Source organism: Streptomyces sp. SID13726, assembly GCF_010548375.1.
Taxonomy (GTDB): domain Bacteria; phylum Actinomycetota; class Actinomycetes; order Streptomycetales; family Streptomycetaceae; genus Streptomyces.
This window is the reverse complement of record NZ_JAAGLY010000008.1, coordinates 146899-172228: the sequence shown is the minus strand read 5'-3', so window position 1 is coordinate 172228 and position 25330 is coordinate 146899. Positions and strand designations below refer to the sequence as shown.

At 68.4% G+C, this 25330-nt stretch carries 22 protein-coding genes; 1 reads left to right on the top strand and 21 read right to left on the bottom strand.

Features of this window, described 5'->3' with window-relative positions; all coding sequences use genetic code 11:
* Positions 1–28: 28 nt before the first annotated feature.
* From G3I78_RS22870 to G3I78_RS22820, 11 genes are all read right to left on the bottom strand, one after another.
* On the bottom strand, positions 29–268 hold the full coding sequence (locus G3I78_RS22870; RefSeq protein WP_164427511.1) for a hypothetical protein: 240 nt from the start codon (positions 266–268) through the stop codon (positions 29–31).
* The gene (locus G3I78_RS22865) at positions 265–954 is read right to left on the bottom strand and encodes a 2'-5' RNA ligase family protein (RefSeq protein WP_343243822.1); all 690 of its coding nucleotides are present in this window, start codon (positions 952–954) and stop codon (positions 265–267) included. Before G3I78_RS22865 ends, G3I78_RS22870 begins: the two co-directional genes overlap by 4 nt.
* A complete protein-coding gene (locus G3I78_RS22860; protein WP_164427509.1) occupies positions 951–1922 on the bottom strand; it encodes an endonuclease/exonuclease/phosphatase family protein in 972 nt (323 codons plus the stop codon). Before G3I78_RS22860 ends, G3I78_RS22865 begins: the two co-directional genes overlap by 4 nt.
* Before the next feature lie 41 nt (positions 1923–1963).
* Positions 1964–2347 carry an NUDIX domain-containing protein gene (locus G3I78_RS22855; protein WP_343243821.1) on the bottom strand — a complete coding sequence of 128 codons (384 nt, stop codon included), beginning with the start codon at positions 2345–2347 and terminating at the stop codon, positions 1964–1966.
* A 323-nt stretch (positions 2348–2670) separates the two neighbouring features.
* Positions 2671–3903: an NUDIX domain-containing protein gene (locus G3I78_RS22850; RefSeq protein ID WP_164427507.1), complete on the bottom strand. Its 1233-nt coding sequence runs from the start codon at positions 3901–3903 to the stop codon at positions 2671–2673.
* A gap of 168 nt (positions 3904–4071) precedes the next feature.
* On the bottom strand, positions 4072–5934 hold the full coding sequence (locus G3I78_RS22845; RefSeq protein WP_164427877.1) for an ABC transporter ATP-binding protein: 1863 nt from the start codon (positions 5932–5934) through the stop codon (positions 4072–4074).
* A 47-nt stretch (positions 5935–5981) separates the two neighbouring features.
* A complete protein-coding gene (locus tag G3I78_RS22840; RefSeq protein ID WP_343243820.1) occupies positions 5982–6446 on the bottom strand; it encodes an NUDIX domain-containing protein in 465 nt (154 codons plus the stop codon).
* 650 nt (positions 6447–7096) lie between these two features.
* Positions 7097–9757 (bottom strand): DEAD/DEAH box helicase, encoded by a 2661-nt coding sequence (locus G3I78_RS22835; RefSeq protein WP_239158001.1) that lies wholly within the window; start codon positions 9755–9757, stop codon positions 7097–7099.
* A gap of 218 nt (positions 9758–9975) precedes the next feature.
* Entirely contained in the window at positions 9976–10920 is a 945-nt protein-coding gene (locus G3I78_RS22830; protein WP_164427503.1) for an endonuclease/exonuclease/phosphatase family protein, read from the bottom strand.
* Between the two features lie 208 nt (positions 10921–11128).
* Positions 11129–11872: a hypothetical protein gene (locus G3I78_RS22825; protein WP_164427501.1), complete on the bottom strand. Its 744-nt coding sequence runs from the start codon at positions 11870–11872 to the stop codon at positions 11129–11131.
* 138 nt (positions 11873–12010) lie between these two features.
* Positions 12011–13696, bottom strand: a complete 1686-nt coding sequence (locus G3I78_RS22820; protein WP_164427499.1) for a hypothetical protein — start codon at positions 13694–13696, stop codon at positions 12011–12013.
* Positions 13697–14380: 684 nt separating this feature from the next.
* Between G3I78_RS22820 and G3I78_RS22815 the strand changes: the two genes are divergently transcribed.
* Positions 14381–15568, top strand: a complete 1188-nt coding sequence (locus tag G3I78_RS22815; RefSeq protein ID WP_164427497.1) for an acyl-CoA dehydrogenase family protein — start codon at positions 14381–14383, stop codon at positions 15566–15568.
* A 1-nt stretch (position 15569) separates the two neighbouring features.
* Here G3I78_RS22815 and G3I78_RS22810 read toward each other — a convergent pair whose 3' ends face one another.
* The 10 genes from G3I78_RS22810 to G3I78_RS22765 form a co-directional block, all read right to left on the bottom strand.
* Complete coding sequence (locus G3I78_RS22810; protein WP_164427495.1) at positions 15570–16142, bottom strand: GAF domain-containing protein; 573 nt, start codon at positions 16140–16142, stop codon at positions 15570–15572.
* A complete protein-coding gene (locus tag G3I78_RS22805) occupies positions 16135–16749 on the bottom strand; it encodes an ATP/GTP-binding protein (RefSeq protein WP_164427493.1) in 615 nt (204 codons plus the stop codon). Before G3I78_RS22805 ends, G3I78_RS22810 begins: the two co-directional genes overlap by 8 nt.
* Positions 16727–17095, bottom strand: a complete 369-nt coding sequence (locus G3I78_RS22800; RefSeq protein ID WP_164427491.1) for a DUF742 domain-containing protein — start codon at positions 17093–17095, stop codon at positions 16727–16729. Before G3I78_RS22800 ends, G3I78_RS22805 begins: the two co-directional genes overlap by 23 nt.
* Complete coding sequence (locus tag G3I78_RS22795; RefSeq protein ID WP_164427489.1) at positions 17095–17517, bottom strand: roadblock/LC7 domain-containing protein; 423 nt, start codon at positions 17515–17517, stop codon at positions 17095–17097. The genes G3I78_RS22800 and G3I78_RS22795 overlap by 1 nt, the downstream gene beginning before the upstream one ends.
* Before the next feature lie 33 nt (positions 17518–17550).
* Positions 17551–19197: an ATP-binding protein gene (locus G3I78_RS22790; RefSeq protein ID WP_164427487.1), complete on the bottom strand. Its 1647-nt coding sequence runs from the start codon at positions 19195–19197 to the stop codon at positions 17551–17553.
* Between the two features lie 853 nt (positions 19198–20050).
* The gene (locus G3I78_RS22785; RefSeq protein ID WP_164427485.1) at positions 20051–21553 is read right to left on the bottom strand and encodes a hypothetical protein; all 1503 of its coding nucleotides are present in this window, start codon (positions 21551–21553) and stop codon (positions 20051–20053) included.
* A 186-nt stretch (positions 21554–21739) separates the two neighbouring features.
* Entirely contained in the window at positions 21740–22603 is an 864-nt protein-coding gene (locus G3I78_RS22780) for a 3-deoxy-manno-octulosonate cytidylyltransferase (protein ID WP_239157966.1), read from the bottom strand.
* Complete coding sequence (locus G3I78_RS22775; protein ID WP_203615369.1) at positions 22581–23147, bottom strand: NUDIX domain-containing protein; 567 nt, start codon at positions 23145–23147, stop codon at positions 22581–22583. Before G3I78_RS22775 ends, G3I78_RS22780 begins: the two co-directional genes overlap by 23 nt.
* A 5-nt stretch (positions 23148–23152) precedes the next feature.
* Positions 23153–24274, bottom strand: coding sequence for an adenosylhomocysteinase (locus tag G3I78_RS22770; RefSeq protein WP_164427481.1), 1122 nt, complete (start codon positions 24272–24274; stop codon positions 23153–23155).
* Between the two features lie 26 nt (positions 24275–24300).
* Positions 24301–25302 (bottom strand): NAD-dependent epimerase/dehydratase family protein, encoded by a 1002-nt coding sequence (locus G3I78_RS22765; RefSeq protein WP_343243819.1) that lies wholly within the window; start codon positions 25300–25302, stop codon positions 24301–24303.
* Positions 25303–25330: the final 28 nt, after the last annotated feature.

Genomic DNA, 25330 nt, shown 5'->3' with positions numbered 1-25330 from the left:
CGTGTGAGTTCGCCCTTGAGCGCGGTGATCAGGCGGGTGCGCGGCGGAGCTGATATTGGCGCTGGGGGGCGGAGGCGTCCATCTCGACGGTGATGTGCACGAGGTCGTCGGGAACGCACCAGACCGGATAGCCGCTCATCGCCTTCCGGCAGGCCGCGGCCAGGTCGTGGAACGCCCGGTCCCCCGGCTCGGGCCGCACATAGAGATGGAGCGCACCGGCCCCCGACTCCCAGTCCTGGCCCTGGAAGGCCGGCACGAACTGCTTCATGATCCTTCTCCTGGTGCGGTGCGGCCGAGGTGAATCTCCTGGACACGGTCGAACGTGTAGCGGTTCGCGTCGGGATCCTGTCGTTCCAAGACCAGCCAGAGGGAGGAGACGGTGGCTGCGACGCGGGCGCCGGGGCGAAGGGCGCGGCCGAGTTCGGAGGCGAGGCGGTCCGAACGCGCCGCCAACTCGGGTGTATCGGTGTCCTGGAGGCCGTAACCGCCAGTCATGTGACCCCAAAACCAGTCAGCCGGCCCTGGCAGGGCCAGTCCGGCGGAGTCGAGCCCGGCCCGTACGGCGAGGTAGAGCTGGTGCAGCTCGTCCTCGGGCCACACGTCGGTGAGGGCGGCGGACCCGGACGCGCGGGGCGGCCCGAGCTCGATCCTGACCGGCGCCACCGTGGCCAGTGCCTCCTGGACGGCCGGTGCGGCACGCAGCAGGCGCGCGGTGTCGACACGCCGACCGTCACGGTCGCAGGAGTCGACCTTCTGGACCGTCATGTGGAGGTCGGGCTCGGCGACGGGAGTGATGATGTCCCGGTAGGGAGCCAGGACATCACGGACCCGGGCGAAGTAGTCCAGCACCTGCGGCTGGCCGTACGGCAGCCACAGCACATGCGGCTTGACCCGGTCCTCGTCCGGCCCGCCCGTCGTCGTCCACAGCCGCTGCTGGCTCAGGAACCGTCTCACCGGCCACCCCCCTGAACCGCGATCAGTGCGGGATCTACTGTGGCCCAGATGATCCGGTGGTCCGAACCGGCCAGCGCGGTCTCGCTGTCCAGGACGCCGTACGCGGTCACGGCCGGAGCGACGGGACGGGTAGCAAGTATCAAGTCGATCCTCCGCGGGCCCCACGGGTCGGGGTCGCCCTTCCCGTCCTCCCAGTGCCCGGTCGTCGCCTGCCACGGAGCGCCGAGATGGGCCGCCACGTCCACCATGTACCCGCGGCGCAGCAGGACTTCACTCTGGCCCCGGTCGGCCAGCTGCGCCCCGCCCATAGTGCCGGCCTGCACCTGGTATTCGAGATCATCGTGATCCTGCTCGGCGTACGCCTCGCCGTCGTAGAAGACCAGTGCCCCGTCCGGGCCCGGAACTCGGGCTGCGGACAAGGAATTGAAATCACCGACCACGACGGCGGGCTTGACGCCTCCGGTGCGGCGCAGAAGGCCCTTGATCCGCAGCGCCTCCTGGAAACGCCAGTCCGGTCGGAAGGGATCACCTTGGTACACGACCAGGACGACGGGTTCGCCGGAGCCGACGTCGAAGGCGATGGTGGTCAGTCCGTGCCAAAAATCCGGAACCCCCAGCGGCCGGTAGCTGTCCGGGACATAGCCGACCGCACCTGGTTTCCACAACGCGGCCGTGTACCAGGCTCGGTGGGGGTGGCCGTCGGCGGCCATCGCCACACCGTGCGGATACCCGTCGGTGGGAGTGATCCCGGCGGTCAGTCCGCAGTCGTCGGCGAACGCTGCCACCGTATCGGCGGCCGCGGCATCCCACTGCTTGCGCGGGGTGTTCGGGGCATCGACCACGATCTCCTGGACCCCGAGAATGTCCGGGTCGAGTTCGCGGACTGCGGCGACGCGGGCTTTCCAGGCGTCGGTGCCACGGCCGTCGAGGCGGAGCTTGAAGGCGTTGTAGTTGCCTATCGTCAGCAACGCGAATGTCCTTTCACAGTCGGTGAGTTGACCTGGCAGATTCAGCAGGAAGCCGGTGGCGGCGGTCCGATCGGGTAGCCGTCTTCCAGCACCACCGCTCCGTCGGTGTCGCGGGCGTGGAGAGCGGCCAGGGCGCGGCGGGCGTTCCCGGGCGCCATCAGAGCAGGGAGGTCTGCGGGGTCGACGAAGTCGACCCCTTCGATCTCGCCTTGGCGCGGGCGGATCGCGGCGATCTGTTCGCTGTCCCATGTGCCGCCGTCGAAGACGTAGATGATCTCGCCGGGAAAGCATGCGGCGGGGTCGAAGCCGGGGGCGGTGGATGGGACCCAGTCCACAGCCAGGGCCCGGCTGATCGGCAGGTGGACGCCGAGTTCCTCCAGGACCTCGCGAGCGGTGGCCCAGGTGGGGGTTTCCTTGGTGTCCACTGCGCCGCCGGGCAGAAGCCGCGACGCGCTCAAGCAGGATGCGGCCGGCTGTGTCGGTGATGAGCACGGACACGCCGGTCCACAGGGTGGCCCGGGAGGCTCCGTACGCGGCGGCCGGCATCCCGGTGCCGTGAGACGCGGGGTCACTGGGCAGTGGAGAGGTCATACGGGCTCCGAATCATCGAGAGGCATACCGGACAGGGCGCGCAGGCGGCGACGCACAAGGACGTGCCACCGGCGGGGGGGCGAGGGAGGGCTGGGCGGTTGCTGATTGCAGGTGAGGGCGAGCCGGGGATGGTGCTTGTCCAGGAGGCGGCCCGGGCCTAGTTCGTCGGTGGTGCGGGGTGCTGGACGGACCGTGAGGTGGGCTGCCGTTGGCCGCGGTCATTCCGCGGGGCGGTCGCCGTGTCGGCAAACGGGGTGAAGTGCGCGGGCGGGTGGTCGATGAGCAGGTCGGGCCGCCAAGCGGCCAGGACTTGGGCGCTGCACTCGAACAGCCCGGACGGCAAGGCGTCCAGAGGCCACCAGCGCCAGCCGGTCACGCTCTCGTCGGGCCGGTCGGCGGGCGTTCCCTGCCAGCTGGTGACGACGGCGGCCACGGTGACACGGACGACCTCGCCGACACGGTCGACGAGCATGCCGAGCAGGCGCACGTCCGCCGGGAGGGCCGTGAGACCGGTCTCCTCGGCGAGCTCGCGCACGACGGCCCCGGACAGTGATTCGCCGGGCTCCACGGTGCCGCCCGGCAACTCGACCGTATGCCGCTCGTGCCGGCCCAGCAGTACGCCGTCCGGCCCGGACAGGATGATGCCGACGCCGAGTGCCGCGTGCGCCACGGGTGGCCGAGTGGTGCGCGGACGGGACGGGACGCGTACGGGGCGGCGAACCTGGAAGAGGCAGTAGGAGGCGTGGTTGTCCTCTTCCGGGGCGTCGAGGACCGTGATGCTCTCCACCCGCAGCCCGTACTGGACCAGCAGGTCCTCCCACAGTTCGGGCGTGAGCACCCACATCTGGACGGACAGTTCCGGGCCGTCGGCCAGCCGCAGGGTCTCCGGCCGCGCCACGAGCGCGGTAGAGGGGCCATTGCCATGGGAGTTGGTGTGCAGAACGGTGAAGCACAGCCTGCCGCCGGGCTTGAGCACCGTACTCAGGGCGGGCAGCAGCCGGTGTGGGTCGATGTAGGGGACGGAGTGGACGGAGTAGATCACGTCGTACGGTGCGGCGGCGTGCAGGTGATCGACGGCGTCCGCGAGCAGCACGTTCAGACCGGGCAGCTGGTCGTAGCGAGTGTGGGCCCGCTCGACCTGTGTGGGTGAGGAGTCCACGGCGTCCACGAGCGCGCGGTGGACGCGGGCGAGATGGGCGGCGTGCCGGGCAGGCCCGCAGCCCAGGTCCAGCACCCGCCGGCCGTCGAGATCACCGAGGATCGCATCCCCCGGACCGGCGCCGCCGGGACCCCAGTCGATCCGCTCGACGTCGGGCAGGGGCGTTCCGCGCTGGGTGTGGTGGTGGCCATAGGCGGTCCACGCCTCGGTGTTGGTCTCCTCGGACGTCATCGCCTCGTCCTCCCGGCCGGTGTCGACATGGCGAAGCCCGGCTGGGGCTGCCCGGTCTCGGGCCCACGGCGTTCGGTCGTCATCACAGTTCCTTCGGGAAGGGGGAAATCCGAGATCGGAATGGAGGCGGGTGCCGCCCCGGCACGTGTCGGGGCGGCACCCGGGCGGTCAGCGGTCTTGTGACAGGGCGAGCAGCCGCGCGAAGGTTCCGCCTCCGGCGGCGAGGTCCTCGTAGGTGCCGTGCTCGGTGATCCGGCCTTCCTCCATCACCACGATCTCGTCAGCGATCCGGGTGTTTTCTAGCCGGTGCGTCACCACGATCGTGATGCGGTCCGCCGCCATGGCTTTGAGCGTCTCGAACGCCCGGTGCTCTCCTTCCGGATCGACCTGGGAGGTCGGCTCGTCCATGATCAGCAGCTCCGGGAGCCGGTGCAGACCCCGGGCGCATGCCACCCGCTGCCACTGTCCGCCGGACAGTTCCACGCCGCTGAAGATCTCCCGGGCCAGGAGGGTGTCGAGCTGGTCGGGCAGGTCCTCGACCGCCTCGCGCAGTCCGACGGCGTCGATCGCCTCCCACACCGGCCCGTCGCCGCCGGGACGGGGCTGGCCGAGGTTGACGTTCTCCCGCAATCGGAGCGGCCACTGCGCGAAGACCTGCGGCACCAGACCGGTCAGCGCCCACACGGTGTCCGGGTCCGCCTCGGTGAGGTCGGTTCCGTTCCAGGTCACGGTGCCCTTGTCGGCCAGGAGGATCCCGGCGAGCAGGCGGGTCAGGGTGGTCTTGCCGGAGCCGTTGACCCCGACCAGTGCCAGGATCTGCCCGCGCTTGAGGGTCAGCGACACCGCGTCGACGGCCGGCTTGTCCTTGCCCGGGTAGCGGTACACCGCCCCCTGGACGCGGACTTCCTCGATGGGCGCCTGCACCGTCAACTCGCCACGGTGCGGGGCCCGTTCCTGCGCCTCGTCGAGGAAGGTGGTCATGTCGCCGAGGTAGAGGCTGGTGTGGAAGACCGCGGCTGCGCTGCGCACCAGCTGGGTCAGCGCGCCCAGGGTGGTGCGCACGGCGAAGACCGCGGTCGCGGCGATCGCCACCGCGATCTGGCCGGTGGCCGCCAGCCAGTACAGCGCTCCCCAGGTGGCCACGAGGAACAGCCCGCCGCACGCCGCCGACCCGAGGTTGATCCGCAGGATCCGGGGCGCCGCGGCCAGCGAGCGGTCGTCCGCCTGCTGCGACAGCGTCCGGTACCAGTACAGCAGGTAGCCGGACATCGAGTTGGCGCGGACCTCGTCCCCGTACTTCGGGCTCGTCGCCCACCAGCGCATCATCCCGCGGGCGTTGCGGTTGGCGATGTTCGCGTAGTGGATGTCGTAGTCCACGCGCGCGGTGAGCACCGAGCCGACGCCGGCCGGGAGCACGGCGAGCAGCAGGAACGGCAGCAGCCGCCAGTCCAGCACCGCCAGGACCCCGCACGCCGTGACCAGCTGGATCAGCGAGGACATCAGCTGCTGGGCGTCGGCCACCATCACGTGGGTGCGGATCACGCCCATCTCGGCGGCTTCCTGACGGTCGTGGAACCCGTCCTCGCTGTAGGTGGCGGCCTCCACCCGGCACACCGAGGAGACCAGCGCCGTGTCGGCCTCCGTGGTCAGCTTCGGGGTGATCCGCCGGTCTCCGTAGGCCGAGACCGCGCTCGCGGTACGCGACAAGGCGGCCATCACCGCGACGAAGATCAGCGACGGCAGCGCCTGGTGCAGCCGCTCCTCAACGGTGCCGTCCCCGAGGAGCGAGCGCATGACCTTCGACGTGGCGGTCAGCTGTCCGGCTGCCGCCAGGCCGACCGTCACCTGGCAGACCAGCAGCAGGACGACCGCCGTCCGGTCGACCGCCCACGACATGCCCGCGATCCTCTTCAGCACCGACGGGATCCGGGCGCACAAGGCGCGGAGCGACACCCCGTCCATGGGGTTGACCGAGTACTGCCCGGTGTACTTGATTTCCGCGGGCGCAGGCGGCGCAACCGTCTTCCCCATGGTGCCGGTCGCGGGTCGTGAGCCCTGAGTGGGCACGGTCGGCCGTGTCATGGTGTGCCCCTGACCGCCGGCACGGTGAGGGTGCTGTACAGCCGCCCGGCGGTGAAACTCTCCAGAACCTTGCGGGTGTAGGGGTGGCAGTCTCGGGGCGGACTTCCGGGATCGATCCACAAGACCGCGCTGTGCTTGCCGGGCTCGGCGTTGTGAGCCTCGCCCTGCCAGCGCTGTGCCGTGAACACCGTCCCGATCACCCGCACCCTGTCCGGGCCTTCGTAGTGCACCAGCTGGCAGAACGCCAGGTCCTCAGGCGCGACGTGGACACCGGTTTCCTCGGCGAGTTCACGCAGCGCCCCCTCGTGTACGAACTCATCGGCCTCCAACTTGCCGCCGACGACCGTGACTTGATTCGGCGACGTATTGGACGTCGCGTTGTGCCGCACCGCCAGGACGCGGCCGTCGTCGCGCACCAGGAGAACCATCACGTTCACCGGACTCGTGTACAGATCGGTCACGCGGCCGGCGCCTCCAGCGGGGCCAGCGTCGCCCGACACGGGGTCGACGATGCCCTGGGCCCTTCCCCCCGGCACGGGAGGAATCGGAGTGGCTGCACTCATGCCCCCCACCTCGGATCCGGGCGTGACACATCCGCGATGCCGGCCGAGGCGCTGTCACACCTCGGCACAAGGGTTCGAGCAGCAGTCGCCCGGATGACCCCGGGCTTTCCAGGGAGGGGAGGGGCGATGGCGAGGGCGGGGTTCATAGTTCCTCCTGAGGATGACCGGACGGCAGAACGGGGGTGCGCCGGTGGCTGGCGCGGACGACGGCTACCGGCACGCATCACCAACAGCTCAGCCTTCAGGCCCGGTTGGGGATGACTGATGATGACCGGGACAACGAGCCGACCACTGCTTTCGAACACGCGTGTTTGAGCCGCGTCCTCGCCCCACGGTTGTGAGGCGAGGACATCGCGCACCCCTGAATTGAGCTGCTGCGAGGGTCTTGGCCGTGGCCGAATCGCCGCGGACACGTACGCTCGCGCCGCGAAACGCGACGGCCCCACAGGACCTGGACAACTGGACCGGGTTGCGGGAGAGGGTCGGTTTGCTGATCACGGCAAGCCGTCCCCGGCGTCGCCACCTGATCGAGGGGTCCTGGCTGTCTGTCATTTGGTGAGCGGCCTCGCAATGGGGCGTATCCGGCCGCCCGATACGTTGACCAGGTCTCTTTCGAAGTCGCAGTCGCCGCGTCGCGCGTTCCTCACGGAGCTGGGATGGATTCCGAGAGTTTCGCAGGATTTTCGGATTGAGGTTCCGGAAGCGACTGCATCGACCAGGGCTTTCTTTATCGGCGCGGCCAAGGGGCGATTCTGTTCCCGAATGGCCTCTCTCAGGATCGTGTCGAACTCGGGGTCTTTCTGTCGCGCCGTTGTAATGGCGGAACGGGACAAGTCAAGGATTGCGCAGGCTTGTCGGAGTGAGGTTCCGGAGGTGACTTTGTCAAGCAGGGCCTGTTTCTCCGATGCGTCCAGCGCTTGAAAGCGTGCCTGGAGCGCGTCCCTGAGGCGGGCGTCGAACGCAGTGTCCTTCTGCCGTGCCGTCGTGACGGCGGTTCTGCTGAGGCCGAGCGCTTCACGGGCATCTTGGAGTTGCGTGCCGCTTCGGACCTTCTCCACCAGGGCCCTTTTGAGGTCCTGGTCCATGGCGGTGACCCGAAGGTCCAGGACAACTCCGCGTCTTTCCAGTTCAGCACGGTGGTCGGCATCCAGTGTCCGCGCTACTCCGTGGCGGTCTTTGACGGTGCCCTGGGCAACGGAGCGAACATAGGAGAGCGTCTGGCCGAGTCGGTAGCCCTCGTCGTCGACGTACTTGACCGGCACGTCGAGGTTTCCGAAGCGCTGGTGGTAGCGGTCGCAGGCTTTGAGCAGTTCCTGTTTTCTTGCGGACTGCGGGTCCCATCGCATCCCCATGTCGTCCAGCGCGTCGATGAGGGGCTGGTGCAGGCGGCCTTCCCGGTAGGAGGCACGCAGCCAACCGAACTGCTGGCCCAAAGGCCGCCCCTCGGCGGTGACATGGCTGTCGGGCACGTCGAGGTTGCCGTTTTCCCGGTGGTAGGCGCGGGCATCGCTGAGCAGCTGCTGCCGGCGGGCATCCATCGGATCCCACTCCATGCCGAGGCGGTCCAGGGCGTCGATGCGGTCCTGGGACACCCGGCCCGTGCGCCGTTGCCGGCGCACGGTCACCAGCCATGAGTCCAGTCTGCGACCACTGGCGCCGGGGTGATTCTCCGGCACACGCAGGTGGCCGTGCTCCCGGTGGAAGGCAACGGCGTCCGCGTACCTCTCCCACCAGGAAGAGGTGGAGTTGCGTACCGTCAGCAGGCGCAGCTGGTGGAGGATCCGGTCGGATGTGCCGTCCGGCAGATGGAACGTGATCCTTTCCGGTACGCCGGGCGCCTCGGGCTCCGGCAGTCCGGAGTCCCCGGCGTCCTTTCTGGCCGCCGCGCGCAGCGACCGGTTCACGCGCTCCTGGTCCAGTTCACCGGCCAGGACGTCGTCGTGGGCTCTGAGGGCACGTACGACCTCGAAGAGAGCTTCGAAATCACCCGCGTCGAGTTCGCCGTCGACCTCTGCGGTCTCGTCCGGAACGATGACCGGCACGATGATCGTGGCGATGGAGGCAGTGTGACGGCTTCGCCGCATGGCCCGGCCCACGGCCTGGGCCACCTTGGCCGCGGACCGGGACGGGTGGGTGAACACGATGGTGTCCACCGCCGGAACGTCAACGCCTTCGGTCAGGCACTGGGCGTTGGAGACGACCGTCCAACCGCCGGCGGGCGGCTGTGCCAGCCACGCCATGATCTCCTCCCGCTGAGCGGTGTCCATCGCCCCGCTGATGTGGGTGGCGTGCACCCTGCCCGTCGGCTGCTTGACGGCTTGCAGGCGGGCGATGGTGGCGGGAAGGGTACGTGCGAAGTCGGCGGCCTGCTGCACCCGGGGGTGGAAGCTGATGGCACGCTCAGTACCGTACGAACTACGGGCGTGTGCCAGTGCCGCCTGCGCGACGACGGTTCGCAGAGCGATCTCACCGTCGACGTAGTCGGATGCGGTGTCGGCCAGCAATGCGCGTGCCTCGGCGTCGCCGATGCCCAGCACCACCAGCCGATAGTCCTTCAGGTACCCCTCGGCGATCCCGCGGGCGAACGGGTACCGGAACAGCACCGGCCCGAACAGCTCCTCGTCCCTCCAGGTCAACGCCCCCTCCGCCTGGCCGCCCGTCACATCCGGCGTCGCTGTCATCACCAGTCGGCGCCGGTGCGGCAGGAACGTCGCGTCGGTGACGATCCGACGACGGGTGGCATCGCGCTTGCCGAACAGATGGTGCCCCTCGTCGCAGACCAGCAGGTCGACCTCGATGCCCCGCTGCCGCAGACCTTCACCGACCCGGGCGGCCGACATGTAGGTCCCGAAGATCACCCGGCGTCCGCCACCGCTCAGCCAGGAAGCGATCATGTCCGGGTCAGTACTGACCGGCACCCAGAAATCCTTGGTCCGTACCGGGGCATCGGAGACCTTCTCGTCCGAGCAGACTGCCATCGCACGGAATTCGACCATGCAGGCGTCCTGCCACTCACGCAGAATCTGCGCAACCAGAGCCAGAGACGGAGCCAGCACCACGATCAGTCCATCCCCCTGGACCAGTTCCTCCGCCGCGCGCAGCGCCATGAAGGTCTTTCCGGACCCGCACGCCGCGTGCAACTGTCCCCGAGTCCCTTTCGTCAGCCCGGTGACGATCGCGTGGTGCACCTCCTCCTGATACGGACGCATCGAGGGAAGGCGATGTGGGGCGGCACGACGAGGCGTGTCAGAGTCGGTCAACCCGGTCACTGATGATCCTTCTGTGTGGGTGCGGCTGGTATCGGCTCGGCGCCCTACTGGGCAGAGCCCAGCAAAGGCACTGATGGACAGAGTTACGGCGATGCCCGGCGCCGCCATGCAGGTACCGGGCGTAGGCAGGCGTCTGTGCAGAGGTGCAGGGGATTGGTTCAGCGAGCCGCGGCCAGGATGGTGCCGAACGTCGGAAGGTCGAACCGCACGATGACCAGGCCGTGATCGGTTATCTCGGATACTTCGGAGGTGGCCACGATCTCGACGCTTTTCAGGGCCGGGGTGAGGTCGGGTGTGCCGTAGGCGATGTCGATGCGCTGTGCGTGCCCCTGGTCCGTGCGCTGCAGACTCGCCGTCGGCCTCAGGGCCGTGGGCTGACGTAGGGCGGTGGCCGCGTGCAGGGCGAGATCGGTGAAGACTTCCTTGCCGCCGGTCAGGATCTCGTCCGGCACGGTGTCCGAGACCCGGATGCCGTCGCGCTCGATGGTGCGCTGCTCATAGTGCACGCGGTCTTCGACCTGCTCCCAGTCGGGCAGGGCGGTGACGTAGCCGTCCAGGTGGGGGTGGCGGGCGGCGGCTTCGCTGTCGTGGTGGGGGTAGCTGTTGGCGTCGAGCTCCATAAGCACGCTCTGGCCGTGGTCGGCGAGAGCCGTCAGCCTCCTGGCTTCCGTCGCCCGGGTCGCGGGATCGAAGTGGCACAGATGCCCTGAGGCGATGTTGAAGGGCCTGGATGTGCGGTGCCGTCGCAGACGGACCCTGACGTGGCGGAAGGACTTCCAGGGCCCTTCGTGCTCGAAATCGTTGTCGATGAGGAAGACGTCGGGGTCGACCATCACGCCCACCGGGTTGCGGCTTCGTCCCTCCTTCGGGGATGACATGTAGGGGATGAGCCCGCCGAGGGCGTTCGCCTCGGCATGCAGTTCGCTGCGGCCGTTCTCCCAGGCACCGGTCAGTTCCTGGCGCCACACAATGTGTGGCTTGTAGGACGCGAGGAGGGTACGGGCGGCATCACGGTGGTCCTCCGTTCCCGTACGCCCGCGGCCGTTGTGCTGGATGTTCCATCCCGCTGCAACCAGCTCGTCCTTGTCGGCGGCTAACGCCATGTCTGTCTCCTCCTTGATCGTGGGTGAGCCTCTCGCGCCTGCGGCCTCTGCCCGCGCTCAGAGCGGTGGATGAGCTGGGGCATGTGGGCCAGGCGGTGAGGGTGCGGGTTCATGCATCGGGTTTCTGCCGGATCACGCGCGGCTGCGCCGCTCCTGGGTGCTCTGTATGCCGAGTTCGAGGAGCGGTTTCTGTCACGTCGGTGCCCGGTCAGCCCGTTTCCGCAGTGCGCGGCGGCGAGTTGGCTGGAGGAGCCGTATCGAGGCGCCGGGCCAGCAGGCGAGCCTGGCCGACGGTGAGCACGAAGGTCACCTGGTCGGGTTCGTGGGTGCATCCGGGTATCGCCTCGACCTTGACCGGGGAGCCGGTGATACCGATGGCGAGCCAGGTCAGCCTGTCGGCCAAGCGGCGAAGATGCCGGTTGCGGGACAGATCGAGGCCGTCGCTGATGCCGATGGCGCCGAGCAGGCCGGCGAAGAGTTCCGCGGTGTCCAGGTCGGCGCAGTTCCACAGGGTGAGGGTGACGACATCGGCGTCGTGGACGTCGGCCGCGTGGGCAAGGCCGTGCCCGGTCAGGATTTCGCGCAGGGTGATGGCCGTGGTCTGTGCGCGGATGTGTGGTTGGAGCAGTACGGCGATCAGCCGCTGGACGGCGGCGGCGCTGGACAGGTCGAAGACGATGTTGTCCGCATCGTCGAGCCGGGCATGGGCGGGAGCGACGGCCTCCCGTTCAAGCCAGTCCGCTGCCAGGGGAGCTGAGGAGCCGAAGGGGAACCTGGTGCTGAGCAGGGTGGCGGACACCAGGGCATCGCCGACCCCGGTCTCGACACGGGCCGCGAAGCCGGCATCCTCGAATGCCTGGTCCAGGAGCAGGCGCAGACTTGCGGACTCGGCGGGCTCGGCGATCGGCAGGCCGTCCAGGGGATGGGGCGGCAGCGGAGTCGAATCGGGCATTGGAGCGTGATGTCCTTCCTGGTGCGGATGAGACGGTGTGTGTCGGGTGCGGGCGGGCCAGATCGGGACGCGGAGGATGAGCACGACACCGGCACGCGAACGGTCCGGCAGGCGATGACGGAGGCTGAGCGCAAGTCCTCATCCGGTCGGAGCCTTCTTGCTGTCAACGGCGGCGACGGTCTCGGGGGTAGACAGGCGGCCTGTCACCGCACGCAGGGCACCTGCGAGACGCGCGTATGTCTCGGCGTCGTCCTGCGGGTTCGCGTGCCACAGGTCCTCGGCGGCGGCCAGGACGGCGAAGTCGCCCAGCAGCCGTCTTTCCAACGCCTCCAAGGGCCGGCCGTACCCTCGGGTGAAGGCGCCCTGCAGAGTGGGGTGGTCAGCCCATAGCAGCGACGGACGGGCGAAGTCGATCACGGCGGCCATCACGTGCGAGCGTTCGAACCCGGTCAGGGCCAGAGACCGTGTCGCCCGCTGCCACCGCCAGGCGCCGACGCCGTACGAGCCGTGGCAGAAGCCGACCGGCAGCTGTGGCACCGCCTCGCGCAGGACGGCCAGGCGGTGCCGGATGCCCGCACGGTGCCCAGCCAGCACCGGGAAATCGATCCGTTCCAGTACACGGTCGACGTAGTCGACGTACCGCAGGGTGTTCTCGGCAGCCTGAGCATGCCGATCGCGGGCTCCGAGTGTGCTCTCGTGAAGGATGCGCAGCAGCTGCCCAGCCTGCTCCTGCACGGATTCGCTGAGCTGAAGGCCCCTGTCGGGCGCGTCATCCACGCGTTCGCCGCGTGGCTGCCGCGTCAGTAGCGCTCGCAGCCCGGGGTCGAACCCGAGCAGGCGTGGTGCCTGTCCGGCCCTCAGCCGGCCGATAGCGTGCCGGTGCGCGGACACCTCGCGATGGAGGTCGCCGTGGGTCCGGGGAACCCGCAACTCGACGATCCCTTCCGGCGAGGACATCCGCCAACAGCGGGCACCGGAACTGTCGTTGGGCAGCGCCCAAGTCGGATGGAGTCCCACAAGATTGTTGACCCAGATGGCCAGCTCCGGCGGGAACGGCGCCGGGCCCCCTCGTGATCCCGTAACTCGCACCTCGCCTCGGCCTGCTCCGGTCGGGTCGGGTGCCCGGACAGCTAGGACGCTGCTGGCCGGGCTCCGGCGGGCGGATTCCGCCGACGGCAGCGGCGGCGTGGAGTGCAGAAGGACGCCGGTGCCCGAAGTCGTCACGTGGAACGGAGGCAGGCCGGACAGTGCTGTGGCGGGGAAGCGCGGAGAGACGGCACGACATGCCACCGCCTCCACCAGTACGGCGTGAGCCGCAAGTTGGCACAGATTGTCTGCGCCGAACTCGAAGGTGAGCCGCGCAATGGCGGTGTTCACGGAGTCGACGTCGCAGTGGAGCCGGGCCGCGATGCGCGATGCACTCAATCCGGCGACGATCAGATCGAGGACGGCCTGATCGTCCTCGGACACGTGAGGCGGAATGCCGGGCACACCGGGCAGGCGCTCGCAGGTGACCAGGCCGTACACGGCGCCGAGAGCCGCGAGATGCTGTCGGCTGTCTGCCGCGAGCACGTGGCGCAGTCGCCGCGTTCGCGTGTCGATCTTAGTGACGCTGTTGAAGGTGGCTCCGGCGATGTCGATGCGGCGTTGTCCGGCCGCGATCAGACGCAGGATCGTCAGGTCCTCCTCCTTCAGGAGAACCGGCGCACCGGCGGGCGTCGCCACGGTCGTGGCGCCGGCCGGATCGGCAGGCAGGTCGTTGCGGTGTTCGCAGGCTAGGGTCATGAGTTTGCTGTCGGCGCTCTCGGTGCGGTCAGTCGGCATGCGTGAGGAAAGGGGGGCCAGCTCCGCCCGCGACGGGGGGCGCGGACGGAACTGGCGGTCCTGGCGCCGGACGGCTCCGGCGGGGTGCTGTATGGCGGCGGAGCAGTTGCCGGGCGAGCGCGGCGAACAGCGTTGCCGATGTCAGGGGAGCGCCTGCCAACGCGATCCGGTGAAGCTGGACGGCGGCCCCCGCCTCGCCGGTGCCATCGCAGCGGCGCTACTCCGGTGCTGAGGGCAGCTTGAGGCGACTTCTCGGTCTGAAGACTGAGGCGTTGACGTGGCTGCCCGGGGCGGTACAACTCTGGCCGAAGGTCCTGATCGCTGCTACGCGGCAGTGGGATCGTTCGGCGGTCGTTTGAGCGAAACGCTGCCCAGGAGAGCCTGACAAACCACTACTTTCCGCCTCGCCAGGAGTGCAGCGAGATCCGCCCGCCGGGCGAAACGACACTTGAACGATTCAACGATGGTGGTGCAACGAAGGCGATAAATCGTCACGGTGGTAGCGCGGTATCACCAACGGGGCCCGGATGAGCGGCGCCGACCTGCGTGGACCGTGTCCGCCCGGGCCGGTCGCCGGTTCGGCGGGCATCGTGGGAACGGTAGTCGGCCCCCTGAGGCCGTGGCCGACGTACACCGTCGTACGTGCGGGCTGCGGCCGTCGGGGCCTGTCGAGGGAGGGCGTTGGTGTTCGGTCGCGTCACCACGGAGCGCCACGATCAGCTGCGGGCTGAGGTCCGGGCTTTCGCCGAGGCCGAAGTGCTGCCTCGAATACCTGTGTGGGAGCAGACCCGGAGCGTCGATGACGAGCTGATCCGGGAGGCTGCCCGGCGAGGATGGATCGGCGTGACCGTCGATCCGGCTTACCGAGGGATGGGCGCGGGCTATCTCGCGAAGACGATCCTCATCGAGGAACTCGCCCGTGCCTGCGGGGCGATGGGAGCCGCGGTCCAGGCGTCACTGATCCCGGTCGCCATGATCATCAACTACGGCAGTGCAGAGCAGAAGGCCCGCTGGCTCCCGGCTATCTGCCGAGGAGAGTGCCTTCCCACGATCGCGGTCACCGAGCGGGTCTCAGGCAGCCAGATCGCGGGAATCCAGGGGCGGGCCCGCCGGAGACGGGGCGGGTGGCTGCTGAACGCGGAGAAGGCGCACGTGGGCAACAGCCACGTCGGCGACCTGCACTGCGTGGTCGTACGAACTGGTTCGGGGCGAGGCGACCTGTCGGCGTTCCTCGTGGAGAAGGAGCGCGACGGCGTCTCCCTACGCCCTCAGGTGCCGGCCCTCGGGCTGAACGGGTTCTCCTTCGGCACCGTGGTCATGGAGAACGTCTGGGTGCCGGAGGAGAACCTGCTGGGGAGGGCGGGCGAAGGCGAGGACGTGGCCGACTCCTCCAGCGTCCTGTACGGGAGGGCGAATCTGGCCGCAGTTTCACTCGGTGTGCACCGGGCGACTGTCGAGGAGAGCCTGCGCTTCGCCGACGAGATCGAGCGCTACGGCCATCCCCTGAGCCAGCTGAGTACCGTGGAGCAGCGGCTGGGGCAGATGGTGGCCAACCTGGAGACGGCAGGGACCCTCGCCTATGCAGCGGCCGACATGCAGGATCGCGGCCTGGCCTGCGACGGTCCGCTGATGACGGCGAAGCTGATGAACTACGAACTCGGCGTGAAGTCAGCGCGGTTGGCCATGGAGGTGCACGCCGCGTGCGGGCTGTTCACCGACCGGCCGCTGGAGCGGTTCTTCCGCGATGCCCAGCCGATTTTCGCGCCGGCCGGGACCTCTGACGTCCAGCGGTTGCGGCTGGCACGCCTGGCGCGGGGTGCGACAGCGGGAGCGCAGTGGTCCCAGCGGTTCGCTGCCCCCGCGCCCTCGTGAATCAGGACAGCGCGTCGATGCGCCGGTCGAGGAGGTACTGGCCCTGCGCCCCGCGCTCCTTCATGTAGGCGAGCATCCGTCGGCCGTCTTCCATCGGGCGGAGATCACGGCCGACGACGCAGATCGTCATGAGGGGGATCCCCATCTCCTTGTCCATCAGCCGGATACCCATGTACGTGCGGATCCCGACCAGGTCGACGACATCGTTGCCCGCGAAGTCAGGCTTCATGCAGACGTCGGGAAGGATCAGGGCTTTCGTCCGGTCCAGCGTCTCGGGGCAGTAGCCGTGTTCCAGCGGCATGACCCGTCCCACGGCGGCGGCCAGGGCCTCGGCCTCGGCGACGGAGCCGAGTTCGTCTGCTGTGGGCAGGTGTATGCCGGTGAAGAACTGCCGGTCCGAAATCGCGTTGGACATCGCCAGCGCCCCGGGGATCCCTGAATCACGGGCCAGGCTCTTGGTGAAGCGGTCGAACTCCTCGTCGGGACGGTCGGCGAGGGCGAGCTGGTACAGCCGTGCCATCCGATGCGGAGTCTGGGCGTGCAGGGTGCGCTGGGTACGCGTGAGGTCAGACATGCTGTCTCCGGTCGAGGGAAGGAGGTGAGTGGCGTGCGCGGACGGCGATCGTGTGCGCGTGCTTGACCAGGGTGATCAGCACATGGCGGGCTGAACGGGAGTCACGGGCGTCGCACCCGACGACGGGTGTGCCTGCCTGAAGGCGCAGTGCCGTGTGAACCCAATCGAGCGGGTAGCGATCAGCGCCCTCGAACAGGTTGACGGCGACGATGAAGGGCAGACCCAGCCTCAGGAAGTAGTTGATGGAGTCGAAGCAGTCCTCCAGGCGACGGGTGTCGGCCAGGACGACAGCGCCTATGGCACCTTCGACGATGTCGTTCCACATGAACTGGTAGCGCTCCTGGCCCGGGGTGCCGAAGAGGTAGAGGGCCAAGTCGTCATAGAGGCTGATGCGGCCGAAGTCGAAGGCCACCGTGGTGGTGGTTTTGGCCTCCACGCCGTCGATCTTGTCCGTGCCGATCGCGGCCTCGGTCAGCTGTTCATCGGTCGAGATCGGCTCGATCTCGCTCGTCGTACCGATGAGAGTGGTCTTGCCCGCGCCGAAACCGCCGGCTATGACGACTTTCAACTGGCTTAGCGGCTGGTCAGAGGGCTTCGAGACCTGCAAGGACCCTCCTCAAGGTGTCCGGGTCTTTGGCGTCGGCTTGTTGGGCCGGGATTTCCATCAGGAACTTCTCGGTGATCAGGTCGGCGACGAGGACCTTGACAGCCTGCACCGGCAGTCGCATCCGTCCGGCGATCTCGGTGATCGTGAGTTTGGTCCGGCACAGCGCGAAGGCGTCCGAGCGTTCCGGCGCCCCCTGGGGCGGATGCGGGGCGGTGCGGCACGCCTTGACCAGCGTGGTGCGCTCCAGGTCCAGGCGTGGGCGGGTGCGGCCTTCATTGACGGTGTACGGACGCAGCCTGGGCGGACCGCTGCCGGAGAGATGGGGAGCGTGCTCGGGGGACGGCATCAGCCGGCCACGGCGGTCCGTACCGGGGTAGCCAGGATCGGCGCGGCCCGAGTGGCCAGCATCCGCATCTCGTAGCCGACCACGCTCACGTCGATGCCCTTCGTGCCGAGTACCGCCAGCACGCTGTTGGCGCCTACCCGCGCGGCGAACATCATTCCGGCATCGGTCTCCATGATCACCTGGATTCCCATGCCGCCCTTGATATCCGGCAGGAGCGAATTCACTTGGCCGCAGAGTGAGAAGGCGCCGGTTGCGAGCGCACCCAGCCTGTCCGAGTCGTCCTTGCCGAGTCCGTAGTAGTGCTTGAGCATGCCGTCCGAGGACGACACCGTGGCGGCGGTCGCCGAGGGCACGCGGTCGACGAGGTCGGAGAGCAGCCAGTCCAGGCCGCCGTTGCCGTCGGTCGAGGTGTCCGAGGTCACTGTGATCTTCTCCTTGGATCAAAGGGTGGGGGGTCAGCTGGCGGGAGCAGGGTGTTCCGGTTGCTCGCCTTCATCCGGCGCCGAGTGCCATCCGCTCGTGAATTGCGCGGCCAGCTGCCAGTTGTGTTCGGTCGGAGGCGCGTCGTGCCGCGCAGCGCCGGCTGGGGAGGGTTCCGGCGGTTCGGCCGTCTCGGGGGCCGATAGATCGTCGGGGCGTACGGGAAGTGGACGCAACGCCCTGGCTCCGCTGTGCGTACCGCTGTCGACGAGGTACAGGGTGGCCGTCTCCGCGGGACCCGGTACCACATCTCCAGGTGCGTGGCGGGCGGGCCGGTCCGCCGACGTGGGCGGGTGGGCGGCAGAGTCCTGACCGGCTGAGGCCGTGGAGTGCTGGCCAGCAGGCGCTGTGGCTTGCGGTCGGAATGCGGGGCTACGGGGCACCGGCGTGCGAGAGGCTTGCCGCTGCAGCTCGGAGACCTCCAGGTGGCCGTCCTCCAAGAGCTTGCGTGGCACGATTACCGCTGCCTGTATGCCGCCGTACATGTTCTTCCGCAGCTGGACGGTGACGCCGTAGCGGCGGGCGAGGGATGCGACGACGAACAGTCCGTTCTGGCCCGCCGTGATCAACTGCGCGCCGACGTCCGAGTGTTCGTGGTCGGCGAGCAAGGCGTTCATCTCGGTGAGCGTCTCGGGCTCCATGCTCACGCCCTTGTCGTCGATCTCGACCAGCAGCCCGGAAGGAACGAGTGAGGCGTTCACGTCCACCCGGGTGGACGGATTGGAGAAGGCGGTCGCGTTCTCCAACAGCTCGGCCAGCAGGTGGGTCACCGAGGCCACGGCATAGCCGGGAAGGTGGGCGACCGGAGCCGTGACCACCTTGGCCCGCGTGTAGGCGTGGATCTCCTGGATGCTCAGCCGGAGCACGGCCTTGATGGACTGAGGGCCCTCGGCACGCGACGACGGCACACCGCCCATCACCGCCATGCTCTCTGCTGCCCGCTTGATGCGGGTGATGTCGTGATCCACGCTGTACAGGGCTGCCAGATGGTCGGGCTCCTCGACGTCCCGCTCCACATCGTCCAGCTTTGCCAGTGCCGCGTTGCCCAGGCTCTTGAGCCGATCGGAGAAGTTGACGAAGACCTGCACACGCTGGCCCGCGGCCTGCGCCATGGCGTCCCCCACCACTGCCCGGTAGGCATGCAGGTCACGCGCCAGCTGGGCGAACGGGTGGTCGCCCTCAATGGCAGACACGGTAGCGGCCACGACGGGACGCTGCCCCCTCTGCAACCGGACCGCCCCGAGGCGGGCCTCCTCGCCACCTGCGGCTACTTGTTTGTCCAGGTACTCCAGCCACTCCGCGACGAGCTGGGTTTCTCCGTCGACTCCCCTGGCAACGGTGGACGCGCGGTAGCAAGCCGCCACGAGTGCGATGGTGCTAGCTGCTGCGAGTCCCGCGATCACCAAGGTGACTGCCTGCGGGGAGGAGGGCTCCCCGCTGATGTACAGGCCGGCGACCACCGTCAGCAGGAGCACGGAGCCCGTAGGAGCGATCGCCAGCCAGATCAACCGACGGCGCAGCTCCCGGGCTCCCGGGGCTGGATCCTTGCGAATCCGGCGGTGCCGGACTTCCTTGCGTACCGGGCCCGGCAAATCGGCAGCGGGCGAGGTGAATGCAGACATCGATGTCCTCGAAACGACAGGATGGATTGAGCTCCGGCTCGGTGCCGACGCATTGCTGACCAGCCCGATGCCGAGGAAGCTCTCTGCCGTGCACCGGACTTGCTGACGGCATCAAAGTGCCGACCGGGCAGGGTCCGGCGGACGACACTTGGACGCCGCCACGCCGCCGAGACCCGAACGACATGTCTCCTCGGCAACAGCCAAATGGCCCCGCAGGAAAGCCTGTTCCCAACGGCATCAGGAGTAACGAAGAGCCTGCTCGATTCAACCGGTCGTCGCTACACCTGGAGCAGTCGTTCATGAGTCGTTTCAAGGTGCACGTGGACGCCCGACGGGGCCGGATTCGGGCTTTCCGAATAAATCGGCGTGTCGGATGAGAGTGAGATGGCCGGGACGACACGGCAACGATGCGGATGTGGTGCCGGAGTTGCTCACCCGGCTGGGCGGAAGTGTCCTTCGGGCCGGGTGACTCCCGCGAGGACGGGAGCAGGGCGTGTGTCGGCGGTGGCGCTTGATTGCTGGGCCTGCTCGGAGTGTTCTGTGCTTCGCTGCTGTCGTCGAGGCGCCCGATGTCCGTACATCCCTGTTCCGGGGCGCAGATTCAACCGAGGGCTGTGCAGGTGAGGGGCGGTCAGCAAGCTGCTGCGTACGACGGCGACGAGAGTGCACGATCAACCGGTGAACCGCTCCGGGTCTGATGGAGGCTCCACCGATCCCGGAGCGGTTCACCGATGTGGAGTACGCCGCGCTTGTTCCTGGTGCAGGGGGCGCCGTACACATCGTTGGCTCTGTTGGTGCCGAGTGGTGCCGAGTGGTGCCGAGTGGTGCCGTGGGTCCTGGTGGGGCTTGGGCTTCAGGAGGTGAGGTCGAACTCTCCGATAAAGCGCAGTACCCGGTCGATTTCCGCTGTGTGGATCAGGCGGCTTCGTGCCCGCAGCAGGCCGGCGGTGCCGCATGAACCGAGTTCGCGGCAGCGCTCGATCAATTGGGTCCAGTCCGGGCCGAGGCCGAGGTAGTCGGCGAACGCGTGTATCCGCTCGGCGGGCGTGGCCCCGTCGGCGATAGTGCCTGTCTGGGCATGCTTGATCGCCTGGGTGAAGGCGTCGGTCGCAGCCGTGCCCTCGATGCTTTCCACGTTCCATACGGCGTCGGCGCCGAGCCAGTCGGCCACAATGACCCGCCGGTCCGAGGTTAGGTGGAATTCCGGGAGCCGAGCGTAGTCCTCTTGTGTGCAGACCCAGACGGTCAGGCCGTACGACTCCATCAACGCGACCATGAGAAGCAGCAGCAGCCGTTCATACGGCTCGCTGCCGTGCACGGCAGATTCGGGCACGCACAGCGCGCATCCTGGTGTGCCTTCGAGTCCCGCGGAGCGGTCACGCATGAACTGAAGAACACGCTGGCGCTCGCGGAACAGGAGCCATCCTGCGGCTTGTTCCCCGAATTGGGCCCGCGACCACATGACAGGACTTACATCGCGGATATTCAGATGCCGCTCGACGAACGCAGCGCAGGCATGCGACCCAAGCCACAGGGATCCCACCTGAGAAAGATCCGAATAGGCAGTTCGGGCCGCAGCTGAGCGGCCTTGCTCAAGATGGAAGTCGAGCCGTTGCTGCTCGCGGTAGAGAGCACCGTCATCCGCGAGGAGACTGTCGTCCAGGTTCAAGCACGCCCACAGCAGAGCGTAGGTCAACTCATCGAGCCGGTACGGCATGGGAATCGGTAGCCGCTGCACAGGCATCGCAAGCTGACGGCGTGCGTGCGCCGCATCCAACGCATAGAGATCGTCCGCTCCTTGGGCACCGAGGGATCCAAGGAGCAAGGCCCGGCGCGTGGACCGAGTGAAGTACCTCAGGTGCTCAAGGTCCTCTGCACCAATCACTACCGAGCCGGGCTGGAGGGCTGCCTCGTACATTTGGACCGCGACAGACGTCCCATCCAGGATCCGCAGGCCGTCCATGTGCCACACCCCGCCAGCTCCTGGCGCAGGTGCCGCGATGGACAGGAACGAGGTGTCGAACCTGATGTCCAGCCGGTGCGCGGCAGCGAGGGAGGCGTCATGGGGGCTTCTGGCGAGCACCAACTCCCGCTCCGGTGCCGGACCGAGAAGCTCCTTCACGCTGTGCCCGAACCAGAACTCCATGACAGTGGCCGTGTCACCGCGCGGTTCCTGCGTACCGGCCAACCACCGCCCGTACGTGGTCTTGGTGACACTCTTCACCCTGGCCAGGCGCGGATTCTCATAGTGCTTGGCCGCCCTGGCTCCAGCACTGGCAAGCTGCGTCACGAATACCTCGTAGCGCCGCCACCCTCGCTTGTCGAGGATGGCATCGAGGAGCGTCGGGTGACGCATGAATTTCCTTTCACTGCGCGAGGGTGAAACCATCGCCTTGGTCGAGGTCCTGAGTTCGCCATCGCGGAGAGCGGGGCATCCGGTGACCGGGCGGTTCTCGCTCTCCTCCGGGTGGAGTCAACCCGGCAGGGCGGGCGGTCCCGTGGTCCCTCGACAATTCAGGCTGTGATCAATACCGGGATGCACCTACTGCTGCACGGTGACCTGGTGGGAGGCGAGCTTGGGGGCCGGATCAGGGTCGTGCGCACGGCTGCGCAGGATGGTGAGAGCCCGTGCGAGATCCTCGGGCGTGTCAACGGCTATGCCCGCATCTGCGACCCGAAGCATCCGAACGCCGTGCCCGTGCTCGATGAAGCGGAGCATCTCCACGCCCTCGGTTTGCTCCAGCGGTCCCTGTGAGAGCTGCCGAAACTGCCGGAGAGCCTCACCGGTGAAGCCGTACAGTCCCAGCTGCCGCAGATACATTGGGCGGGCCGCTCGCGGATAGGGGATCGGCTGGCGCGAGAACATCAGGGCGTCTCCCCCTGTTGTCACCACGACCTTCACGACGTTGTGGTCCAGAACGGCGCCGGCGTCGCCCAGTTCCGTGTAGGCGTTGACCGCAAGGGTGCCGGCCGCGAGATGGTGCAGCGCCTCCGAGACGGCATCGATCGCAGCCGGCATGATGAACGGCTCGTCGCCCTGAACGTTGATATAGCCGTCAGCGGGCACGCGCTGGGCGCACTCAGCGACACGGTCGGTGCCGGTGAGGTGCTCCCCGGTGCGCATGCACTCGATCCCCAGACGGTGGCAAGCGGCCTCAATGCGTTCGTCGTCCGTCGCGACCAGCACACCGTCCAGACGCGTGGCCTCCAGACAGCGCTGGTACACATGCCACAGCAGAGGCTTGTCCCCGAGCAGGGCCAGCGGCTTGCCGGGGAAGCGCGAGGCCCCCCACCGACAGGGGATGACCGCTACGTGGCGGCGTACGGTGCGCGATTGTGCTGGTGAAGCATCAGACATGGCAAACCCCCGGATGGTCGGCGTGTCAGGAACGCGCAGGGCGCGCAAGGAGCGCCAGCTTGGCGCGTACGGTCGGGGCGGCGGTCTCCTGGAAGGACCGCCAGTCGTAGCCGCTGACTTCCTCGGTCTGGAGCGTCACCACGTGTGGCGCGGTAAGCCGGAAGACGAAGCGGAAGTCGACGTGCTGGTGTGCCGGTTCGCCTTTGGCGGGGTTGGCGTCGATGCCGTGCACGTCGATGTCCAGCGGAACCGCCTCGAACCCGGGGAGCGGGGTGACCGCGGCTTGGGGGATCCCGGCCTCCTCGCGGAGTTCGCGGAGGGCGGCGTGGACGAGGTCCTGGTCGTCTTTCTCGACGTGTCCGCCGGGTGCGAGGTACTTGCCGGTCGCGTTGTGATGGATGTGGAGCACGCGGTCGGTGGCGTCGAGGACGATGGCACTGCAGGTGACGTGAGCAGGGAAGGTCCTGCGGTGCGTGGGATCCTGCGTGTCGTCCAGAGCGGTGAACAGCGAGTCGAGAAGCGACTGTTCACCGGGGTGGCGGCTGAGGTACGCCTGGGCGGTGGCGCGGATGTGGTCGGGGGACGGCGGCATGGGGTTCACCTGTCGAAGTGGTCGAGCCAGATACCGGCGATGGCCTGGCGGTCGGTGGTGGGCATGGTGTGCAGGCCGGGCTGGAAATGGCCGTGGCTGAGGGCGGCGGTGGCGGCGAGGATCTCGGCCTGGACGAGGTGGATGTAGCTGCCGACAGCGGCTCCGTGGACGAAGTTGACGGCGCCGCCGTCGGCGAGCACGTAGAAGTAGTGGCCGGTGATCTCGTAGCGCGTCAGCTGCTCTCCCACCGGGATGCGCTGGTAGAGCTCGTGGAGGGGTGCGAGTTCCAGCTCGTCCTCCGACGAGGTCACCGATGCGAGGTAGGCGCCGTTGCGCAGGGCCTCGAAGTCGCGCTGGCGCAGGGCGAGGTTCCCGGTGGCGCACAGGACGAGTTCGGCGTCCCGGACCGCCTCGGCGGTGGTCGCGGTCGTCCGGAAACCGTGCGAGTGCGCCTGCACGCGCCGTATGGGGTCCTTGTCGTAGACGGTGACCCGCAGGTCGTGCCCGCGCAGGGTCTGCGCGATGGAGCGGCCCACCTTGCCGAAGCCCAGGACGCAGGCGTTGCGGCTGGTCAGGATGTCGCCGCGGGCACGGACCAGCGCGTCGGTGGAGAAGACGATGGACCGGCCCACGAGATGGTCCTCGCAGTCCTTCAGCGGTGAACGGGCCACCGAGATGACAGGGCACTCCAGTTGGTCGAGTGCCGCGTACCGCTGGTGCCCGTTCTCCGTGTCCTCCACCACGCCCAGGATGCGGCCGGAGAACTTCTCGACGAGCGTGCCGAGGGAGGGGGCGAAGTAGCCTCCGATGTCCGCCAGGACGAGGTCCTGCCCGGCCGCGGCCTCCTCGATGTAGTCCAGCGCACGGGTCGAGTCGGCGAACAGCTCCCGGCTGAGGTCGTGGACGGGGTAGAGACCCTGGACCGCTTCGAGCGTGGGCTGGTCGATGGACTTGGGCTTGGGCAGCACGGCGGCGATCGTCGAGGCGGCTGCCATCGCGCGCAGGAACGCCGGCCGCTCGGAGAGCAGGTGCGTGACGATGAGCGAGGTGACCTGACCGGCGGCGGGGAACCTCTCGGTGACATGCCGGAAGAAGGCGTCGAGCCGCGCTCGCTCAGGACTCTCCACAGCAACTCCCTTCAGGCTAACGCCGGTTAGGCGGCTCGGCCGTACACGGCGGGTTCGGAGGCGAGGAATTCCATGTGGGCGCGCATGCCGGTGGGAAGGTCGACCTGGGGCTTCCAGCCCAGGACCTCGTGGGCGCGGCCGGGGTGGGCGCGGGTGATGAGGACGTCGCCGTGGCGGGGGCTTTCGTGGCGCAGGTTGATGTCGCGGCCGGTCAGGCTGTTCGCGATGCCGATGACTTCGAGGAGGGAGGCGTTGGAGCCGCCTCCCACGTTGATCACTCCCTGGACGTCGGGTGTGGTGGCCGCGGCGATGGTCGCGGCGACGGCGTCGTCGATGTAGGTGAAGTCCCGGCGCTGGTGGCCGTCCCCGTACAGGCGCAGCGGCTGTCCGGTCAGCGCGGCCAGCAGGGCGCGGTGAGTGAACATGTCGGTGCGCTGGCGGGGGCCGTAGACGGTGAAGTAGCGCAGGGCGACGACGCTGATGGTGCTGTGGGGCTGCGCGGCGTGGGCGAGGCAGAGCTGTTCCTCGGCGAGTTTGGTGACGGCGTACGGCGATGCGGGGTGCGGGTGGTCTGTCTCGATGCTGTGGCCGCCGTCGGTGGTGCCGTAGACGCTGGAGGAGGAGGCGACGACCAGGCGGGGGACGCGGAGGCGGGCGGCGGCGTCCAACAGCCGTTTGGTGGCAAGGATGTTGGAGGCGACGTAGTCGGTGAACTTCGGCCCCCAGGAGGGGCGCACTCCGGGGATGCCGGCGAGGTGGAAGACGGCGTCCGCGTCGATCAGGAGGGGGTCGATGGCGCAGCCGACCAGGTCGGCGGTGATGTGTACGTAGCCCGGGATCGACAGCAGAGGGCCGAGGTTGGCCGCGGCAATGGGGTCCATAACCGGGTCGCGGCGGTCGACCCCGATGACGGTGGTCCCGGCCTGGACGAGGGCGTGCGCGAGGTGGGAGCCGATGAAGCCGGCCGAGCCGGTCACGACGGCTCGGCGGGGCACGGGGGTGTGCGGCGAGCTCAGCTGCTGTGTCACGGGTGTCTCCAGAAACGGTGGTGTTGAC